Source organism: Nocardia colli (genome assembly GCF_008704205.1).
Classification (GTDB): domain Bacteria; phylum Actinomycetota; class Actinomycetes; order Mycobacteriales; family Mycobacteriaceae; genus Nocardia; species Nocardia colli.
Genome location: NZ_VXLC01000017.1, coordinates 1 through 18,687, shown reverse-complemented (window position 1 = coordinate 18,687; position 18,687 = coordinate 1). Strand labels below are relative to the sequence as shown.

Annotated in this window: 18 protein-coding genes; 5 read left to right on the top strand and 13 right to left on the bottom strand. The window is 68.2% G+C overall.

Going from position 1 to position 18,687, the window contains the following annotated elements; translation table 11 throughout:
• Positions 1-19: 19 nt before the first annotated feature.
• Positions 20-1,552, bottom strand: a complete 1,533-nt coding sequence (locus F3087_RS31300) for a PucR family transcriptional regulator (protein ID WP_150405701.1) — start codon at positions 1,550-1,552, stop codon at positions 20-22.
• Positions 1,553-1,636: 84 nt separating this feature from the next.
• Between F3087_RS31300 and F3087_RS31295 the strand changes: the two genes are divergently transcribed.
• Positions 1,637-2,110 carry a nucleoside deaminase gene (locus tag F3087_RS31295; RefSeq protein WP_191094230.1) on the top strand — a complete coding sequence of 158 codons (474 nt, stop codon included), beginning with the start codon at positions 1,637-1,639 and terminating at the stop codon, positions 2,108-2,110.
• Positions 2,111-2,228: 118 nt separating this feature from the next.
• Complete coding sequence (locus F3087_RS31290; RefSeq protein ID WP_150405700.1) at positions 2,229-3,188, top strand: isopenicillin N synthase family dioxygenase; 960 nt, start codon at positions 2,229-2,231, stop codon at positions 3,186-3,188.
• A gap of 87 nt (positions 3,189-3,275) precedes the next feature.
• Here F3087_RS31290 and F3087_RS31285 read toward each other — a convergent pair whose 3' ends face one another.
• Positions 3,276-4,577 (bottom strand): DoxX family protein, encoded by a 1,302-nt coding sequence (locus tag F3087_RS31285; protein WP_223885491.1) that lies wholly within the window; start codon positions 4,575-4,577, stop codon positions 3,276-3,278.
• 397 nt (positions 4,578-4,974) lie between these two features.
• Here F3087_RS31285 and F3087_RS31280 point away from each other — a divergent pair, with 397 nt between their 5' ends.
• On the top strand, positions 4,975-6,105 hold the full coding sequence (locus tag F3087_RS31280; protein ID WP_150405698.1) for a phosphotransferase family protein: 1,131 nt from the start codon (positions 4,975-4,977) through the stop codon (positions 6,103-6,105).
• Between the two features lie 8 nt (positions 6,106-6,113).
• Complete coding sequence (locus F3087_RS31275) at positions 6,114-7,211, top strand: hypothetical protein (protein WP_150405697.1); 1,098 nt, start codon at positions 6,114-6,116, stop codon at positions 7,209-7,211.
• Position 7,212: 1 nt separating this feature from the next.
• Here the strand turns inward: F3087_RS31275 and F3087_RS31270 are convergent, their stop codons facing one another.
• From F3087_RS31270 to mqo, 7 genes are all read right to left on the bottom strand, one after another.
• Complete coding sequence (locus F3087_RS31270; protein WP_223885490.1) at positions 7,213-7,581, bottom strand: VOC family protein; 369 nt, start codon at positions 7,579-7,581, stop codon at positions 7,213-7,215.
• 121 nt (positions 7,582-7,702) lie between these two features.
• The gene (locus F3087_RS31265; protein WP_223885489.1) at positions 7,703-8,068 is read right to left on the bottom strand and encodes a cobalamin biosynthesis protein; all 366 of its coding nucleotides are present in this window, start codon (positions 8,066-8,068) and stop codon (positions 7,703-7,705) included.
• Between the two features lie 36 nt (positions 8,069-8,104).
• Positions 8,105-9,637: a cobyrinate a,c-diamide synthase gene (locus tag F3087_RS31260; protein WP_150405695.1), complete on the bottom strand. Its 1,533-nt coding sequence runs from the start codon at positions 9,635-9,637 to the stop codon at positions 8,105-8,107.
• 28 nt (positions 9,638-9,665) lie between these two features.
• Positions 9,666-10,280 (bottom strand): cob(I)yrinic acid a,c-diamide adenosyltransferase, encoded by a 615-nt coding sequence (gene cobO / locus F3087_RS31255; RefSeq protein ID WP_150405694.1) that lies wholly within the window; start codon positions 10,278-10,280, stop codon positions 9,666-9,668.
• A gap of 30 nt (positions 10,281-10,310) precedes the next feature.
• The gene (locus F3087_RS31250; protein WP_223885488.1) at positions 10,311-12,323 is read right to left on the bottom strand and encodes a magnesium chelatase subunit D family protein; all 2,013 of its coding nucleotides are present in this window, start codon (positions 12,321-12,323) and stop codon (positions 10,311-10,313) included.
• Positions 12,324-12,492: 169 nt separating this feature from the next.
• Positions 12,493-12,942, bottom strand: a complete 450-nt coding sequence (locus F3087_RS31245; RefSeq protein ID WP_150405692.1) for a GNAT family N-acetyltransferase — start codon at positions 12,940-12,942, stop codon at positions 12,493-12,495.
• An 18-nt stretch (positions 12,943-12,960) separates the two neighbouring features.
• On the bottom strand, positions 12,961-14,490 hold the full coding sequence (gene mqo, locus F3087_RS31240) for a malate dehydrogenase (quinone) (RefSeq protein ID WP_317983944.1): 1,530 nt from the start codon (positions 14,488-14,490) through the stop codon (positions 12,961-12,963).
• 206 nt (positions 14,491-14,696) lie between these two features.
• Between mqo and F3087_RS31235 the strand changes: the two genes are divergently transcribed.
• Positions 14,697-15,761, top strand: a complete 1,065-nt coding sequence (locus F3087_RS31235; protein WP_150405690.1) for an alpha/beta hydrolase — start codon at positions 14,697-14,699, stop codon at positions 15,759-15,761.
• Here the strand turns inward: F3087_RS31235 and F3087_RS31230 are convergent.
• The 4 genes from F3087_RS31230 to F3087_RS31215 form a co-directional block, all read right to left on the bottom strand.
• Positions 15,741-16,304, bottom strand: a complete 564-nt coding sequence (locus F3087_RS31230) for an alpha/beta hydrolase (RefSeq protein ID WP_150405689.1) — start codon at positions 16,302-16,304, stop codon at positions 15,741-15,743. The two genes, F3087_RS31235 and F3087_RS31230, sit on opposite strands and share 21 nt — an antisense overlap.
• 45 nt (positions 16,305-16,349) lie before the next feature.
• Positions 16,350-16,742 (bottom strand): PIN domain-containing protein, encoded by a 393-nt coding sequence (locus F3087_RS31225; protein WP_150405688.1) that lies wholly within the window; start codon positions 16,740-16,742, stop codon positions 16,350-16,352.
• On the bottom strand, positions 16,739-17,032 hold the full coding sequence (locus tag F3087_RS31220; RefSeq protein WP_223885487.1) for an AbrB/MazE/SpoVT family DNA-binding domain-containing protein: 294 nt from the start codon (positions 17,030-17,032) through the stop codon (positions 16,739-16,741). Before F3087_RS31220 ends, F3087_RS31225 begins: the two co-directional genes overlap by 4 nt.
• Before the next feature lie 97 nt (positions 17,033-17,129).
• Entirely contained in the window at positions 17,130-18,674 is a 1,545-nt protein-coding gene (locus tag F3087_RS31215; RefSeq protein ID WP_150405807.1) for a cobyric acid synthase, read from the bottom strand.
• Positions 18,675-18,687: the final 13 nt, after the last annotated feature.

Here is an 18,687-nt window from a genome sequence, read left to right as displayed (position 1 = left end):
CAGACCGCCGCGCGACAGGTCAAGGGGTCGCGAGGCGGTGGGCGCACAGGGCGAGCAGCAGTGTGCCGGTCAGCGCCGGTGCGGCCGGGTCGTAGCCGAGGAGGTCGCGGATGCGGTCGAGGCGCTGGTAGAGGGATTGACGGCCGATGTGCAGGGTGGTGGCGCAGCGGGTGGGGCTGGCGCCGTGGCGGAGGTAGACCTCGAGTGTGCGGGTGAGATTGCTGTGATGGGTTGTGTCCCAGGCGATCAGCGGGGCGATCGTCGTGGCGATCAGGCGGGTGCGTTCGGTGGCGGGGAGGGATTCGACGACGAGTTCGGTGGCCAGTTCGCGGCAGGTGGAGATGGGGCTGCCTGCGAGCCAGTCGCGGCGGTGACGGGTGGCCAGGCGGAGCGCGGAACGGGTGGCTTCGAGTGAGCCGGTGAGTGCGGCGGAGGTGAAGTCGCAGGGGTCGCCGACTACCAGGGTGACGCCATCGATGCTGTTGGTGGTGAACGCGTTTCGCAGCATTCGGACCGTTTCACCGACCGGATCGGCGGTCGCCTGGTCCAGCGAGAGCACCCCGTAGGTGGTGGCGTGCACCTCGGCGACCAGGCCCGGCCGGCCGAGTTCCTTTGCCGCGGTGTCGATCAGCCGGGTCGCGATGCGCGCATCGGGTGCGTCGACCGCCACCGGCACCAGCGTGCGTCCGGCCAGCGCGGTCACGCCCGCGGCCGCGGCGCGCACCTTCAGATCGGCCTGGCGAATCGCCTTGCCGTCCAGCAGATCCGCGAGGAGCGTGGTCGCCGCGAGCTGTGGCCGTCCGGTCGGAGCGCCCGAATTCGCCAGCGCGAGGCCGAGACTCGGCGCGGACTGGTCGAGGACGACGGCCAGCGTCGTGCTGTCCAGGGACGAGCCCGGCCCGGCGGTGAGCGTCCCCAGGGTGTTCTCCTTGGCCCGAATCGAGGCGGCCGCGACGGCCGATTCGACTGCGGCCCAAGCCGATCGATCATCGTCGACGCCGTGCGCGGCGATCAACGCACCGTTGCCGCTCGTCACGATCAGCGCGCAACCGGTGACCTGACCGATCCTGGCCAGCAGTTGTGCGAGACCGTTCCCGGCCGCCAGCTCCCCGGTCAGATCGCGCGCCAGTTCGTTGAGCAACCGCAGCGAACGCACCTCCCGCGAAACGATCTCGGTATTCGCCGCACGACACAGATCGATGAACGGCACCACACTGCGCAACGCGATCAGCGGCAGGCTGTGCCGCGACGCCTCCGCCACCATGTCCGGCGGGATGGCGTCGAAGGTGCGGCCCAGTTCGAAGGCGACGCCGGCCACCCCGCGCCCGGCGATCTCCCGCAGGTAGTGCCGCCGCATCCCCGCGTCCACCCCGGTCAGCCCGAGACCGGTGGTGAGCAGCAGTTCCCCACCGGACAGCAGCGGGCTGATCTCGTAGATCTCGCTCGAATGCACCCACCGCACCGACCGCCGAAGTGCGCTGTGACCGGCCAAGACGAGCGGATCGGCCGCGACGAACTGATCGTCGAGCAACTCGCGCACGGTGGGCAACATACGGTCATCCTGTCATCCGCGGGCGGGGACCGGGCAGACGATCTGTACGTTGCGGCCGGAACGGTTCCCTTGGAGGCTGGACCCATGACGCAGGCTATATCGGCACGACAACTGCTCGAGGTGGCATACGACGAGGCCCAGCTCGGCCTCGCCGAGGGCGGCATCCCGATCGGCGCCGCGCTGTTCGCCGCCGACGGCACCCTGCTCGGCCGCGGCCACAACCGCCGCGTGCAGTCCGGCGATCCCAGCATCCACGCCGAAACCGACGCCTTCCGCGCCGCCGGCCGCCGGCGCGACTACGGTTCGACGATCATGGTGACCACGCTGTCGCCGTGCTGGTATTGCAGCGGGCTGGTCCGCCAGTTCGGCATCGGCGCGGTCATCGTCGGCGAATCGCAGACCTTCCACGGCGGCCACGACTGGCTGGCCGAGCACGGCGTCGCGGTGACCGTGCTCGAGGACGATCGGTGCGTCGAGATGATGACCAAGTTCATCACCGAGAACCCGGCGCTCTGGAACGAGGACATCGGGGTCGCGGACGAAATAGAAGCACGCTGAGCAGGGCCCTGATCGTTGGCACGGCGACCCGCCCCGAGGCGCCACCGCACGCGTCCGGTCGAAGAACGGGAGCGCGCCGACCCGATCGGGCCGGCGCCGGCAGAGAGAGTGAGACGCAGTGAACGCGATCGCATCGATCGACCTGTCCCGGTGGCGTAGCGGCGGCTCGGCCGCGGCCGAGGTCGAGCGCGAGGTGGACGAGGGGTTGCGGCGCGCCGGATTCCTGCTGGTCCACGGGCATGGGGTGCCGGAGGGTCTGGCCGGTTCGGTGCGGGCGGCCGCCCGGCGCTTCTTCGCGCTGCCGGACGCGGTGAAGGAACGCTATGCCGTCACGGTCGGCGGGCGCGGGTGGATCGGACCGGGCAAGGAGGCCAACGGTTATGCCGAGGGCACCGAGACGCCGCCCGATCTGAAGGAGACCTTCGCCGTCGGCGCGGACACCGCCACGGGTGATCGCCGGATCGATGACGTCTGGTTCCTGCCCAATGTCTGGCCGGACGAGGTGATCGAGCTGCGCGAATTACTCACCGCCTACACCGACGCCGTACACACCCTGTCCGACGAACTGCTCGCGCTCTTCGCGGCGGCACTTCACCTGCCCGCCAACCCTTTCCAGGATCTGGCGAGCCGCCCCACCTGGACCTGCAACATCAACCACTACCCACCGATGACCGTGGTCGGCACCCCGGAACCCGGCCAGTTCCGGATCGGCCCGCACACCGATTTCGGCACCGTCACCGTCCTGGACCGCGAGCCCGGCGCCGGCGGATTACAGGTTTACACCGAGGCGGAAGGCTGGGCCGACGCACCCTACGATCCCGCCGCCCTGACGGTGAATATCGGTGACCTGCTTGCCTATTGGAGCGGCGAACGCTGGCCCTCCGGCCGGCATCGGGTGCTCCCCCCGCAAGCCGAAGCCCCCGAGGAAGACCTCGTCTCCCTCATCTACTTCTACGAACTCGACCACGACGCAGTAGTAACCCCGCTCGAACCACCGATAGGACGAGTAACCGGCCACCCTCCCGTCGTCTCCGCCGACTTCCTCCGCACCCGCCTCGACGCCATCACCATCGGCTGACCACAGCCGCACGCCTCCTGATTTCCCGCACCGAGAATCGCATGCGATTTTCGGTGCGGGAAATCAGAAGTGGTGCGGCTGTGTGGGTCAGCTGAAGTGGGGGTAGTCCTGGATCCACTTGAACTTGGTGCCGCGCAGGGGGAATGAGTTCAGGTCGAGCTGTTCGAGTGAGAGTGTGACGTGGTGGCCGTTCAGTTGGCCGTCCAAGGTCAATCGGTTCGGTGCGGGCTGCGTGTAGGTGAACGAGGCGATCTGGGTCGGCTGCGGCTGGGCGATCTGGCCGGGCAAGGCTTCACCTGTCGCCTGGGACACCGTGAGGGTGTGTGCCTGGCTGTCGACCGTGCCGACGGCCGGCACCAGCGTGCCGTCCATTTTCTGATAGTTCATCCCGCCGATGTCGAAAACTACTCGCTGCCAACGGTTCTGGTCGGTGGTCAGCGGAGCGAGCGGCTGGCCGTCCTGGTTGAACTCCGACACCGTCCAGATCCCGTACAGCTCGGGCTTTTCCGCGCCGCCACTTTGCCTCCAGAATTCCAGGTCTTGTTGCACCTGGCCGAGCAGCACCCACCCGCCGAGCACGATCTGCACACCGACCGCGATCAACCGGAGGCGACGCGATCGGAACGGCTCGGGCTGTATCGCAGGCTCCGAGGAGCGCTGCAACACAAGCACATTCGCCAGGCGACGGGCCTGCGGCGCGAGCAGCACCAGCGAGATCAGCATGAGGTGACCGGCCAGAATCTTCACCGGCACATCGAAGGTCATGTTCAGGATGAACACCTGCAGCATGCTCACCAGGCTGATCATCGCGCCCAGCGTCGCGGTTCGCGGCACGAACAGCAGCAGACCGCCGAGCACCTCCGCCGAGCCGAGCAGGATCTCGTAGACCGGCGAGCTGCCGACCTGCATCCAGAGCACCGCCGCCGGGGTGAAGTCGCCGTACTGGGTGAGCAGGGTGGCCAGCGGCGGCTCCGGCATCTGCGACGGAATGACCTTGGCCATGCCGTAGAACAGCATCTGCCCGCCCAGGCAGAGCCGCAGGAAGAGCAGGAACCAGGCGTTGAGCCGCTGGTAGTTCGGGCGGTGGCGATCCAGCACCGTCCACAGCGCCGTCACCACCAAGGCGACGACCAGGATGCAGAACAGGAACACCCAGATGACCGCCTGGTCGCCGCTGCCCGAATCCAAGTGCAACTCGACGTCCGCGCCGAAGACGTGCTGTCCGACCCACTCCCAGATCGGACTCAGCGGATACAGAAACCCATTGATCGCGCGCTCGGGGAACTTCGGGCCGAACAGCCCCGAATACACGAACAGGAACTGCGGAAAGATCAGGCAGAACAGCCCGAAATAGGTGAAGCAGAACCGGAATGCGATGCGGGTCGGCAAATTCCATCGCGTGTCCGGGCGAACAGCGGAGGCTTCCGTGTCCCTATCGACCGACACCGTTCTGACAGCACTCAAAACGAACCCCTCAATCCGAAAACCTCCGCGTGGGGCCAACGGTATTGCGGCGAGGAGTCACCGACCTCCAGGAAATCCCCGGTCTTTCCCTAGGTAATCAGTCGTACGTGCTACCCACACCCAGGCCGTCGTGCCAGCCCGGGCAGCACCGAGTACTCGCATGTCAAGGCCCGGTTCCGGCCAGTGAGCGGGTTCGGGAACCTCGATCGTTTTCCACCCACGGGCCGACTGGAACGCGTTACTGTCGCGTATCGCGGCGGACCGCCGTCGATGTGGGCTGTGCCGAGGCGGGCCCGCGTTTCATGGCGTCAGGAGGACAACGATGGCCGAAGATCCGGATCCCGCCAAGCGGCAGCAGCTGACCGTCAGCGAGCGCGATCTCGACGTGCTCGCCGAGGATCTGGCGCGCTGGCTGGATTCGCGCGTCTCCGCGGATCATCCGCCGAAGGTCTCCGGGCTGTCCCGGCCGCAGTCGGGCGGTATGTCGAGCACCTCCATCCTGTTCGACGCCGAATGGAGTGTCGACGGGCGGCAGGAGCGCGGGTCGTTCGTGGCCAGGATGGCGCCGGAGGACGGCTCGTTCCCGGTGTTCGAGACCTACGATCTGGCCACCCAGTACAAGGTGATGGCCGGCGTCGCCGAGGCCACCGACGTGCCGGTGCCCGGCCTGTGCTGGCTGGAAGAGGACGAGAAGGCGCTCGGCACACCGTTTTTCGTGATGAAGCGGGTCGACGGCCGGGTGCCGACGGACAACCCGCCGTACGTGTTCATCGGCTGGCTGTTCGACGCGACCGCCGAGGAACGCGCGCGGCTCACCGCGAACACCGTCGAGGTGATCGCGAAGGTGCACGCCATCCCGGATCCGGCGATCCGCTTCCCGGCGTTGCGCGGTCCGGGGCAGTCGCTGCGCAGGCATGTCGAGGCGCAAAAGGCGTGGTATCGCTGGGCGCTCGCCGACGACGGCTACGAGATCCCGCTGCTGGAGCGGACTTTCGCCTGGCTCGACGACAACTGGCCGACTGATCCGGGACCCGACGTGCTCAGCTGGGGCGACGCCCGCCCCGGCAACATCATCTTCGACGAATTCGATCCCGCCGCCGTATTGGACTGGGAGATGGCCGCATTGGGGCCGCGCGAGCTGGACGTCGCCTGGGTGATCTTCATCCACCGGTTCTTCCAGGACATCGCCACCCGATTCGACCAGCCGGGCCTGCCCGACTTCCTGCGCCGCGCCGACGTGGTCGCGAAATACGAAGAGCTGACCGGTCATACGGTCCAGAACCTGGATTGGCACATCATCTACGCCGCGCTGCGGCACGGCATCGTGATGGCCAGGGTGAAGCGCCGGATGATCCATTTCGGCGAGGACACCGACACCCCCGACCGGGACGACTATGTCATGCATCGAGCGAGCCTGGAACGGCTGCTCGATGGAACCTACGAGTGGGATTGAGATCCGCCATGCCAGTTCCGTTGGACGAGTACCCGATTCACCAGACCGGTCTATCGCTGGCCCGGGTGGCCAGCACCGACCGTAACTTCTACGACCGCAGCTATTTCAACGGTCACAACCGCGACGGCGGCACCTTCTTCATCACCGGCTTCGGCGTCTACCCGAACCTCGGGGTGACCGACGCCTACGCGCTGGTCCGCCGCGGCGACGTGCAGCGCAGCGTGCGCTTCTCCGACGCGCTCGGTGACCGCAGCCTGGAGCAGCGGGTCGGCGGTTATCGGATCGAGGTGGTCGAGCCGCTGCAACGGATCCGGGTGATCTGCGAGCACGACGACCTGTCCTTCGACCTCACCTGGGAGGGCGCCTTCCCGACCGTGCAGGAGCAGCCGCATCTGATCCTGGCCGGCAATCGGCCGATCATCCAGGCGTCGCGGTTCGCCCAGCTCGGCTCGTGGGCCGGGACGCTGACCGTCGACGGCGACGACATCACCGTCGACCCGGCGGTGTGGACCGGCACCCGGGATCGGTCCTGGGGCATCCGGCCGGTCGGCGAGAGCGAACCGCCCGGGCGGGTGGCCAGCGAGCCGGCCGGCGGCTTCTGGTGGATGTACGTGCCGCTGCGATTCGACGATTTCGCGGTCGTCGTCATCGTGCAGGAGGACCCGGACGGGACCCGCACGCTGAACGACGCCGTGCGGATCTGGCCGGACGGGCACACCGAGCAGCTCGGCTGGCCGCGCATCTCGATCGATTACCGTTCCGGCACCAGGATTCCCGTCGGCGCTCGGCTGGAATTGACCACGCCGGACGGTAAGCCGCTGGAGATCGAGGTGACCACGGGCACCAATGTGCCGTTGCACGTCGGGTGCGGTTACGGCGGCGATCCGGACTGGCAGCACGGGCAGTGGAAGGGTCGCGACTGGTCGTTGTCCAGCGTGTACGACCTCACCGACCCGGGCATCGTCGCCCGCACGCCTTACGGCGTGATCGACCATGTGGCGCGTGCGCGGTGCGGTGACGCCGAGGGTTGGGGGCTGTTCGAACACGCCAGCCTGGGCCGGCATGACCCGACCGGCTTCGCCGACTGGGGTTCGGTCGCGCCGTAGGTCAGAACGCCGGGCGGGCCAGTTCTGGGCGCTTGCTGTAGTCGGTCAGGCCGATCACATTGCCCCACGGATCGGCGAGCTCCACGCTCCAGCCGGTCGCGACTTCGAAGGGCGCGGTGAGCATTTCGACACCGCGCTCTTCGATTTCCGCCGCGGCGGCCCGGGCGTCGGGCACCTCCAGCCAGACCCGCATCGCGGGCGGCCCGCCCTGGCCGGCCGCCGGATCGAACATCGCCATGATGCCCGGCGTTTCCGCCGCGACACCGAAGAGTGCGATGCCGCGCTCGGGCACGGTGAAGCGCAGCGAGAGCCCGAGCCGGTTCGCGTAGAAGTCCACTGCCACGGCCAGATCCCCCACGGGAACCAGCACGTTGTCGATCCCTCGGATATCCACTCCGTCATCAAACCACTCGTGACCGCCGCATCACCTGGTTCCGGGTGGAGGTGACCGCCGGAGCGGTAATTCCGGTACGAGTCGATGGATGCGCCGCTCAGCCCGGGATACGCCGTGCCGCAGCGATAACGATGCCGTGCACGGTGCGTTTGGGAACCACCAGAACGCCGCCGCCCGCGGCGAGGATGGCGGCCGCCTCGGCGACGCTCGCCGTGCCCACCGCGGCTACCGTCCGCGAATCCGGGTTCGGCACAGCCACTTCCGCTAATTCAGCGGCGCTGAAGATGCGAATCGGCACGCCGAGCACGGCCGCCGCATCGATCAATCCCGGCTCTGCGGCACGTCGATCGATGGTCGCCAAGCACTCGACTTGATTGAAGGCCAGCACTTTACGCACCACCACCACGATGCGGTCAGCGGAAGTCCCGGGCCGCAGCCCCAGGCCGATAATCAGGTCAGGCACTGGTCACCTTCATGCTCAGCAGAGCGGAGAGTCGCGTCAACGGCTGGCACGAGTACCCGCGTACTCGGTCGCGGCCGCTACGAAACGGGTTGTGGCTTCGGGGTTTCCGGCTGGGTGGGTGTGCAGGTAGGAGGCATGGACGCGGTGGACGAGCGCGCCCTCTCGGGCCGGTGCGCCGTCGCTGCCACGCCACGCCCAGGCGGGGGCCGCGGCGGCGGCTGTGGTCAGGCGGGTTCGATGGAACTCGTGGCCGCGGACGCGTTCGCCGGCTCGCCACAGCGGGGAATCGGCCAGCGCCACCGCATCTCGGTAGCCGAGGGTCAGACGGGGGCCGAACTCGGCGTCGGCGTCGATCACGCCGGCCATGGGATGTCCATCGAGCGAGCGGGTCAGGTACAGCAATCCCGCGCATTCCGCGTGCACGGGCATACCGCGCCGAGCCTGCTCCGCCACTGCGGTCAGCAGCGCGGTATTCGCCGCCAGTTCCGCCGCATGCTCCTCCGGAAAACCACCAGGGAGCACCAAACCCGCGGTCCCGCTGGGTAACTCGTCGCGCAGCGGATCGAACACAGCCACCTGGGCGCCTGCGGCCAGCAGCAGCTCGCGATGCTCGGCATATCCGAAAGTGAACGCCGGACCACCCGCCATCGCGATCAACGGGCCGGAACCCGCGAACGCGTCGGACTCACCCCGCGCAACTTCTGCCGGACTCCACACCGGTCCGGCCGCGTTCGACCGAGTCAGCGCTGCGATCGTCGGACCACTCGCCATTGCACGGCCGGAGCTCGCGGTCACGTTCTCGGCCGAGACATCCTCGCCCCGCGCAGCTTCCGCTGGATCCCACGCAGGCCCATTCGCGGTCGACCGGGCCAGTCCCGCGATCGCGGACAGATCTACATGGGCGGCAACCAGATCCGTCATCGCCGACACTGCGGCGGTCGCGGCAGCCCCGTGCTCCACGGCGGGGATCAACCCGAGATGCCGTGAAGGCACCTCCAATTCGGTCATCCGCGGCAGCGAGCCGAGCACCGGCAATCCGACCCGATCACAGGCCGCACGGAGCACCTGATCGTGGCGTTCGCTGCCGACCCGGTTCAGAATCACTCCACCGAGCCGAATACCGCTGTCGAAGGTGGCGAACCCGTGCAGCAGGGCAGCCAAACTCTGACTGTGCCCGCGAGCGTCGACCACCAAAACGACCGGCGCGCCGAGCAGACTCGCGACCTGCGCGGTAGAACCCTCCGCGACCGGCCCGGCATGGTTCTCATCGATGCGCCCATCGAACAGCCCCATGACCCCCTCGACCACCGCGAGATCGCAATCCAGCGCACCGTGCCGATACAGCGGCACAACCCGTTCCGCACCGACGAGCACCGGATCGAGATTGCGCCCAGGCCGCCCCGCCGCCAACCCGTGATACCCCGGATCGATGTAATCCGGCCCTACCTTGAACGGCGCCACCCGATGACCAACCCGCCGCAGCGCCCCGATCAATCCCGTTGCCACCGTAGTCTTCCCGCTCCCGGAAGCAGGCGCGGCAATCACCACCGCAGGCACACCCGCGCTCACCGGTCACCCCGAGAGAGATTGCGGGAGTTCACCATTCGATGCCGCGCTGGCCTTTGCGGCCCGCGTCCATGGGGTGCTTGAGCTTGGTCATCTCGGTGACGAGGTCGGCGGCGTCGATGAGTGCCTGGGGTGCGTCGCGGCCGGTGATGACGACGTGCTGGTTGCCGGGGCGGGTGCTCAGCGTCTCGACGACCTCGTCGATGTCGACCCATCCCCATTTCAGTGGATAGGTGAACTCGTCGAGGACGTAGAAGCGGTGCTGTTCGTCCTTCAGGCGACGGGCGATCTCCTGCCACCCGGCGAGCGCGGCGGCGGCGTGGTCCTCGTCGCTGCCCTGCTTACGGGTCCAAGACCATCCTTCACCCATCTTGTGCCATTCGACCGCGCCGCCGGTCCCGGTCTCCTCGTGCAGGGTGCCGAGGGTGCGGAAGGCCGCCTCCTCCCCCACCTTCCACTTGGCGCTCTTCACGAACTGGAACACCGCGACATCGAAACCCTGGTTCCAGGCCCGCAGCGCCATGCCGAACGCCGCGGTCGACTTGCCCTTGCCCGGCCCCGTGTGCACGGCGAGCACCGGCTGATTGCGCCGCTGCCGCGTGGTGAGGCCGTCGTCGGGCACGGTCTCCGGAACACCCTTAGGCATCGAATCTCCTTGTCAGTCCACGACTCATCATCAAGCCGCGCGCACCGACGCCGAACCGGGCCGCCCGGATCCGGCGCGCACCACGTCGGCGACCGAATCACCGGTCAGCTCAGCAAGTCTCAGATATCCGCCGCGCAGTTCGCGCGCCAGTTCGGCGGCGAGACCGAGCCGGATCATCCCGCGCTCGCAGTCGACCACGATCGAGGTGACCCCGTCGTTGGCGAGGCGAGCGGCGGCCGCGCGGGCCCGCGGCAGCGGATCGACACCGCCGGTGGCGCGACCGTCGGTGAGCAGCACCAGCATCGGACGGCGGCGCGGGTCCCGGACCCGTTCGCGCAGCACGATTTCGCGCGCCTTCACCAGTCCGGCGGCCAGCGGCGTCTTACCGCCGGTGCGCATCGCGGACAGCCGGCGCACGGCGATATCGACCGAAGACGTCGGCGGCAGTACGAGTTCGGCGTCCTGCCCACGCACCGTGATGACCGCGACCTTGTCGCGCCGCTGGTACGAATCACGCAGCAGGGTGACGACCGCGCCGGTGACGGCCGAGAGCCGATCCCTGGACGCCATCGACCCGGACGCGTCGACCACGAAGACGACCAGATTGCCTTCGCGCCCTTCGCGATTCGCGCCGCGCAGATCCTCGGCGGCCAGCTTCAGCGGACCGTCGCCCCGGCCACGCGACCGCTGATGCGGTGCGGCGGCGAAGACGGTGCCGAGCAGGTGCAGACCGGTCGAGGTATCGGCGCTGGGCCGAACGACCCGGCCGTGCCGCGACTCCGCCCGGGAGCGACGGCCGGGCGCACCTTCGCCGATACCGGGCACTTCCCAGCGCGGCGGCGTCGCAGCGGCGGAAGCCGGTGTGCCACTGCGACCTTCGCGGGCGCTGGGCCGCTGCCCGTCGCCGGGGCCGTCGGGCGGCGAGTCCGGGTCATCATCCGGATCGGAATCACTCTCACCGGCCGGCTGGGATGCGTCAGGCGTCGACCGATCACCGTCGCCCGGTTCCTCGGGCGACTCGCGCGACTCGAATTCGTCTGTCTCGCTAGGCGACTGAGCCTCGCGCTCCACTTCCCCGGCGGCATCGCGCATCGCTTCGTCGAGCTGGTCCTCGCTGATCCCCGGCTCATCGAACGGATCGCGCCGACGCCGATGCGGCAGTGCGAGTTCCGCGGCGATCCGCACGTCCTCCTCGGTGACCGCGTCCGCACCACGCCACGCGGCGTGCGCGGTCGCGGTCCGCGCGACCACCAGGTCCGCGCGCATGCCGTCCACGTCGAAGGCGGCGCACAGCGCGGCAATTCGGCGCAGCTCCCCGTCGTCGAGCCCGACCTCGGCGACCCGATCCCGCGCACCGAGGATGCGCTCGGCGACCGCTCGATCTTCGGCGGCATAGCTTTCGGCGAATCCGGCCGGATCGGCCTCGTAGTCCAGCCGCCGCCGCACCACCGACATGCGCACGTCCACGTTCCGCGAGGCGGCCACGTCGACGGTGAGCCCGAACCGGTCCAGCAGCTGCGGACGCAGCTCGCCCTCCTCCGGATTCATGGTGCCGACCAGCACGAAACGCGCCGGATGCGAATGCGAGACACCGTCGCGTTCGATGTGCACCCGCCCCATCGCCGCGGCATCGAGCAGCACGTCGACCAGGTGGTCGTGCAGCAGATTGACCTCGTCGACGTAGAGCACGCCATGATGCGCGGCCGCCAGCAGACCCGGCCGGAACGCCTGTTCTCCGTCGCGCAGCACCCGTTCCAGATCCAGCGAGCCGACCACCCGATCCTCGGTCGCACCAACCGGCAGTTCCACCAGTCGTGCGGGGCGCGCGCCGGTCTCGTCGACGACCGGCGGCAGCAGCTGCGCCAGCGCGCGCACGACGGTCGACTTCGCGGTGCCCTTCTCACCGCGCACCAGCACACCGCCGATGCCGGGGTGCACCGCGCACAGAATCAACGCCAGTTGCAGCCGCTCCTGACCGACCACGGCGGAGAACGGAAAACCCACCTCGAGGTCAGTGCCCGGACGCGTACGTGATCCGGTCAACGAGTGAGGCGACGGCACAGTTTCGGCATGGGACAACGACACGCCCCAACTCTATGCGCGCTCGCCCGGCCTGCCGACGCTGCCCTGCGGATCGCGTCACCCCGCGCAGACACCACCGCCCTCGTCGCTTGTCGGCGACGAGGGCGGCAGCCGATCAACGGCTCGACGATCACCCCTTGCGCATCGGAATGTGCAGGATCCCGTCTTCGTCGAATTCCTCGCCGTCGGGCTTGAATCCGTGCTTGGCGTACATGTCGACCAGGTAGGTCTGCGCGTTCAGCCGCACGGTCGCCGAGCCGACCTCGGCGAGCGCGGCCTGCAGCAGGCGCGTGGTGTAGCCGTGGCCGCGGGCCGGCGCGACGGTGCAGAGCCGGCCGATGCGGAAGGATTTCACCCCGTCCTCGTGCTCCTCCAGCAGCCGCAGCGTGGCGATCACCTCGCCCTCGTCATCGAGCCAGAAGTGCCGGGTCTCCGGCAGCAGGTCCAGCCCGTCCAATTCCGGATACGCGCACTTCTGCTCGACGACAAAGACTTCGACGCGAAGTTTCAACAGCTGATAGAGGGTGGCGTTGTCGAGATCCAACGCCCATGACCGTTTGAGAGCAACCGTTGACATCATCGCCTGTTGCTATCACACCTAGCGGTTTGCCGCGACCCCCGCGTGCTTTGGCGTGTTATCTGTGCCACCCGTGAGGTTCAGCGTCTTGGACGTCCAATCCCACACTTCGTGGAACAACGCCTGATCCTCGGACAGCTTCACGCCGAGTGAGGGAATCATCTCCTTGAGCTTCGGCGTCCACCCGGCGTACTCGGCCGGGAAGCAGCGCTGCATGACGTCGAGCATGGCGGTGACGCCCGTCGACGCGCCCGGGGAAGCGCCGAGCAGACCGGCGATGGAGCCGTCGGCCGCGGCGACCACGGCGGTGCCGAATTCGAGCACGCCGCCCGCGCCCTTGCGCCGGATCACCTGCACGCGCTGGCCCGCGGTGATCAGCTCCCAGTCCCGGCCGTCGGCGCGCGGGATGAACTCCTTGAGCGTGTCCACCTTGCCCGCCTCGGACTTGAGCAGCTCACTGACCAGGTACTTGGTCAGGCCGAGCTCGGTGACGCCGACGCCGAGCAGGGAGAACAGGTTGTTCGGCTTGACCGACTTGAACAGGTCGGTGAGCTTGCCCTCCTTGAGGAACTTCGGCGTCCAGCCCGCGTACGGGCCGAACAGCAGGCCGGGCACGCCCTTGATCACGCGAGTGTCCAAGTGCGGCACCGACATCGGCGGCGCGCCGACCGCGGCCTTGCCGTACACCTTGGCCTCGTGCTGCTGGATCAGCTCCGGGTTGGTGCAGCGGAAGAACTGACCGCTGACCGGGAAGCCGCCGAAGCCGTCGATCTCCTTGATGCCGGACTTCTGCAGCAGCGGCAGCGCGCCGCCGCCCGCGCCGACGAAGACGAATTTGCTGATGAGCGTGCGGGTTTCGCGGGTACGCAGGTTGCGCACCTTGACCAGCCAGGAGCCGTCGGACTGCTTGGCCAGGTCGCGCACCTCGTGGCCGAAGGCCAGGTCCGCGCCGCTGGCGCCGAGGTAGGCGAGCAGTTCCTTGGTGAGCGAGCCGAAGTCGATGTCGGTGCCGCCGTCGGTCCAGTTCAGCGCGACCGGATCGGAGAAGTCGCGGCCGCGGGCCATCAGCGGCAGGCGGCGGGCGAATTCGTCCGGGCTGTCGATGAACTCCATGCCCTCGAACAACGGGTGCGGCGACAGCGCCTCGTAGCGCTTGCGCAGGTACTCGACGTTGTCCGCGCCGTGCACGAAGCTCACGTGCGGGATCGGGTTGATGAACCGGGACGGGTCACCGAGAACGTTGTTCTCCACGGCGTAGGACCAGAACTGGCGCGACACCTGGAACCGCTCGTTGATGTCGACGGCCTTGCTGATGTCCACCGAGCCGTCGGCGTTCTGCGGGCTGTAGTTCAGCTCGCACAGCGCGGAGTGGCCGGTGCCCGCGTTGTTCCACGGGTCGCTGCTCTCCGCCGACGCGGCGTCGAGCCGCTCGAACAGGGAGATCGACCAATCGGGCTGCAACTGGCGCAGCAGTGCACCGAGGGTGGCACTCATGATGCCGGCGCCGATGAGTACAACATCGGTCTTTTCAGTCATGGCAGCGTTCGGCACGGCTAGATCGACTTCCTTGTCCTTCTACGCGGGCCCACCGGGCGGGTGGACCTGCCTGGGCACGGTGCTTGCGAGATATTGCCTCGGTCCGGGTTCCTAAACCATGGCGGGAGTTAGGTTACCCGCCGTTCACCTAGCCCCAATTGTGCACCTCACCACGTCGATCCCCCGCGCCGAACCCGCCGAATGTGACCTAGATTGTGTATGTGACAAAGGAAACTTCACTCGCCGCTCCGAAATCCGACACCCAGGGCGATGGCCAGTGGAAAGCCGATGTCCTCGGCGAGAACTACCAGCAGCGCACGCTGCCGCTCGGCACCGATCCGGACGGCGAAGGCGAGGCCGTGGCCACGTTGGTGCGCTATCTGCCCGGCGGAAAAGTCGAGGCCGGCGCGGGCGCCGTGCTGTATGTGCACGGGTTCACCGACTACTTCTTCCAAGAACATCTCGCGGAGCATTTCGCGGCACAGGGGTACCAGTTCTACGCACTCGATCTGCGTAAATGCGGACGGTCGCTGCGCGAGGGACAGACACCGCATTATGTGACCGATCTCGCACTGTATGACGCGGAGTTGAACGAGGCATTGCGAATCGTGCGGGCGGAGACCGGAGCGCCCGTCGTGCTGAACGCGCATTCCACCGGCGGGCTGATCCTGCCGCTGTGGCTGGACCGGCTCAACCGCGCACGCGGCACGGCGGCGTCCGGGGTCGCCGGCCTCGTGCTCAACAGCCCCTGGTTCGATCTGCAAGGCCCGTCCTACTACCGGACCGTCGGAACGCCGATCATCAAGGGGCTCGGCCGATTTCGGAAGATGTTCGAGCTGCCGAGCGGCAAGGTCAGCACCTACGGCGACAGCCTGCATCAGAGCGTGGCCGGCGAATGGGACTACAACCTGGACTGGAAACCGCTGCACGGCTTCCCGGTTCGGCTCGGCTGGCTGCGGGCGATCCGCAACGGGCACGCGAAACTGCACGGCGGGCTCGACATCGGGGTGCCGTCGCTGATCCTGCGTTCCCGGATAACGAAGTTCGCCCGCCGCTACGGCCCCGCCGTGGACGTGGCCGACGCGGTATTGGACGTCAAGCAGATTCAGCGCTGGTCCGGCTGCCTCGGCGACCGCACCAACATCGTGCCGATCGACGGCGCGAAGCACGACGTGTTCCTGTCCTCGGCCGAGCCGCTCGCGCACGCGTTCGCCGAACTCGACAGCTGGCTCGAATGGCTGACGCTCTACCGAGCCGAAGCCGCCTCACCAAGTGCTGGTGCGTAGCACGATCTCCGTGGCCAGCTCGTGGTCGGCCTCGGTCGCCACATTGGTGACGTCGATGTCGACCACGCGGAACTCGCCGTAGACGAAGCGGCCGGACGCGTCGGCCACCGAGCGCGGCAGGTTCTTGGTCACCAGCACCGTGGTCGGCAATTCGACTGGACGGACTGTGGCGTCGGCGACGGTGCCGTCCGTGCCCGGAGCGGCCGGATGGCCGTGATCGGCCACCACGAGGCTGATGAAGCGCCCGAATCCGGCCGCGCAGGCCCGCCACGCCAGTTCCGCGCCGGTGCCGCGCGCGGCCACGTTCGCCCAGGGCACGCCGATCTGATCCAGGATCGCGGTGACGCCCGCGGCGTCGAGCCCGTCGATCGACTCCAGCACCACCGTGCGCAGATCAGAATTGTGCAATCGAGCACATACCTGGTCGTAGACGTCCGCCGGGTCGTTCGCGTCGGGCAGCAACAGCACGCTGTGCCGGGATTCCGGGCCGTCTACCCGCACGGTCCATGCCCGATCGCCCACCGTGATCTGCCGAGATTTCATGCCGAATGACGCTACACGGGTCTCCTGAACGAGGCCCGGTCTTCGTCAGGCCAATAACCGCATTCCGGCACGTTCACCGGCGTTGTGATCGAAGGTGACGGTGAGGTCGCAGCCGGCCTCCTGACCGAGCTGCTGGATCAGCGCGTCGGCGAAGTCCGCGCCGTCGGCGGCCTGGCGCAGCGCCTGACGCACGGTGTCGGCGCGTTCGACCACGATCTCGGTCGAGTCGAGCAGGCCGAGCAGCACGTCGGTGACCGCCTCGGGGTCCTGCTTGTAGCCGCGGCGCAGCACCCAGTGGATCTCCGCGAGCACGATCATCGTCACGTAACCGGGGCGGCTCTCGCTGAGGCCGTCGATCACCTGATTGGCGCGCGCGGACTGCTCCGGATCGTCCTGGGTGAGGTAGCGGATCAGCACATTGGCGTCCAGACCGATCATTTCTGCTTGCCTTCCACGACGTTGCCGGTGATCGCCTCGTTCATCTGCTCGAGGCCGATCGGCGAGCCGGACCAGCCGACTATTCCCTTGAGCGACTTGATGGTCCGGGTTTCCGGGACCAGTTCGTAGGTGCCGTTGACGGTGGGCACGAAGGCGACCCGGACCCCGGCCCGCAGGCCCATGGCGACCCGGACGTCGATCGGGATGGTGATCTGTCCCTTGCTCGTCACGGTCGCGGACACCACGTTTCCCGCCCTGCCGCTGGACTTCTTGTCTGCCACTTCATTCACCGACCCGTGCTACTCCCACGCCCATCGCCCCGCGCGCCTTACCCGGAGCCGAATTCCTTACTGAAAGGTAAGGGGCGAGGTACGTCGCGTCAACAGTTCAGCTACGCGAGCTTGCCGAAGTGGGGAGCGCCTGGGTTGCCAGGGTGGGCAGATCCAGGGGTGCGCCGTCGGTGAGCAGGCGCTCGAGCCCGTCCAGATCGAGGTGATTCTCGACGAGGTCGGCGAGCAGGTCGAGCTGGTTCGCACGCACGGTGGCGACGGAAGTGTCTTCGGCGGCAACGAAACCCGTGCGCCCGGCCGCGGCGGCCACCGAACGCAGCCAGGTGCGGCGGAATTCGTCGGATTCGAGCAGGCCGTGCAGGTGGGTGCCCCAGAGGGCTTCGCGGACACTGCCTTCCGGTTCGCCGTCGAGGTCGAGCCAGGCCGGGTGGCCGTTGCCGATCACCCGGCCGTGGTGGATCTCGTAGCCGTGCACCGGGATTCCCGTGGTGTCGTGACCGCTGGTGCGGCGCAACACCTTCGGATCGGCGAATTCGATCTCCAGGTCGAGCAGGCCGAGTCCGTCGACCGGGCCGGCGCCGGACTCGATCGGGTCGATGATCCGGGTGCCGAGCATCTGGTATCCGCCGCAGATGCCGAGGATCGGGCGGCCCGCCGCGGCCCGGGCGCGCAGCACGTCGGCGATTCCGGTGCGGCGCAACCACTCCAGGTCCGACACGGTCGCCTTGCTGCCGGGCAGCACCACGAGGTCGGCCTCGGCCAGGCGGGACGGCTCGCTCGCCCAGCGCACCGAAACGCCCGGCTCACAGGCCAGCGCCTCGATGTCGGTGGAGTTGGAGATGCGGGGCAGCCGGATGGCGGCGACGGTGAGCCACTCGGTGCCGACCGGTGGGCGCGGGCGGCCGACCGGTGCGTCGGCGAGGGTGCTCAGCGAGTCCTCGGCGTCGATCCAGAGGTCGTCGGTGTACGGGAGCACGCCGAGGGTGGGGCGGCCGGTCAGCTCGGTCAATCGGTCCAGGCCGGGGCGGAGCAGTTCGACGTCGCCGCGGAACTTGTTGATCACGAAACCGGAGATCAGTTGCTGGTCTTCGGGTTCCAGGATGGCGACGGTGCCGAAGAGGTGCGCCAGCACGCCGCCGCGATCGATGTCGCCGACCAGCAGCACCGGGAGCCGGGCGGGTTGCGCGAGGCCCATGTTCGCCAGATCCGTTGCGCGCAGATTGATTTCGGCGGGCGATCCGGCGCCCTCGCAGATCACCACGTCGAATTCGGCGCGCAGCGAGGCGAGTTCATCGGCGACCACCTCGCGCAGCCGCTGCCGATGCTGGAAGTAGTCCCGCGCGCCGACCGTGCCGACCGCCTTGCCGCGCACCACCAGCTGCGACCGCCGATCGCTGCCCGGCTTCAGCAGCACCGGGTTGAATCGCACGCTCGGTTCGAGCCCGCACGCCTGCGCCTGCAACGCCTGCGCGCGGCCGATCTCCCCGCCGTCCAGGGTGACGACGGAGTTGTTCGACATGTTCTGCGCCTTGAACGGCGCCACCCGCACCCCGCGCCGCGCCAGCATCCGGCAGATGCCCGCCACCACAACGCTTTTGCCCGCGTCCGACGTGGTCCCCGCGACGAGTAGCGCGCCCTTCACCACGCAGCCCAGA

What these genes read in the sequence shown, in the direction of transcription:
- F3087_RS31300 (WP_150405701.1), bottom strand. Translation starts at nt 1,552, where the DNA reads ATGTTGCCCACCGTGCGCGAGTTGCTCGACGATCAGTTCGTCGCGGCC.
- F3087_RS31295 (WP_191094230.1), top strand. Translation starts at nt 1,637, where the DNA reads ATGACGCAGGCTATATCGGCACGACAACTGCTCGAGGTGGCATACGAC.
- F3087_RS31280 (WP_150405698.1), top strand. Translation starts at nt 4,975, where the DNA reads ATGGCCGAAGATCCGGATCCCGCCAAGCGGCAGCAGCTGACCGTCAGC.
- F3087_RS31275 (WP_150405697.1), top strand. Translation starts at nt 6,114, where the DNA reads ATGCCAGTTCCGTTGGACGAGTACCCGATTCACCAGACCGGTCTATCG.
- cobO (WP_150405694.1), bottom strand. Translation starts at nt 10,280, where the DNA reads ATGCCTAAGGGTGTTCCGGAGACCGTGCCCGACGACGGCCTCACCACG.
- F3087_RS31245 (WP_150405692.1), bottom strand. Translation starts at nt 12,942, where the DNA reads ATGATGTCAACGGTTGCTCTCAAACGGTCATGGGCGTTGGATCTCGAC.
- F3087_RS31230 (WP_150405689.1), bottom strand. Translation starts at nt 16,304, where the DNA reads ATGAAATCTCGGCAGATCACGGTGGGCGATCGGGCATGGACCGTGCGG.
- F3087_RS31225 (WP_150405688.1), bottom strand. Translation starts at nt 16,742, where the DNA reads ATGATCGGTCTGGACGCCAATGTGCTGATCCGCTACCTCACCCAGGAC.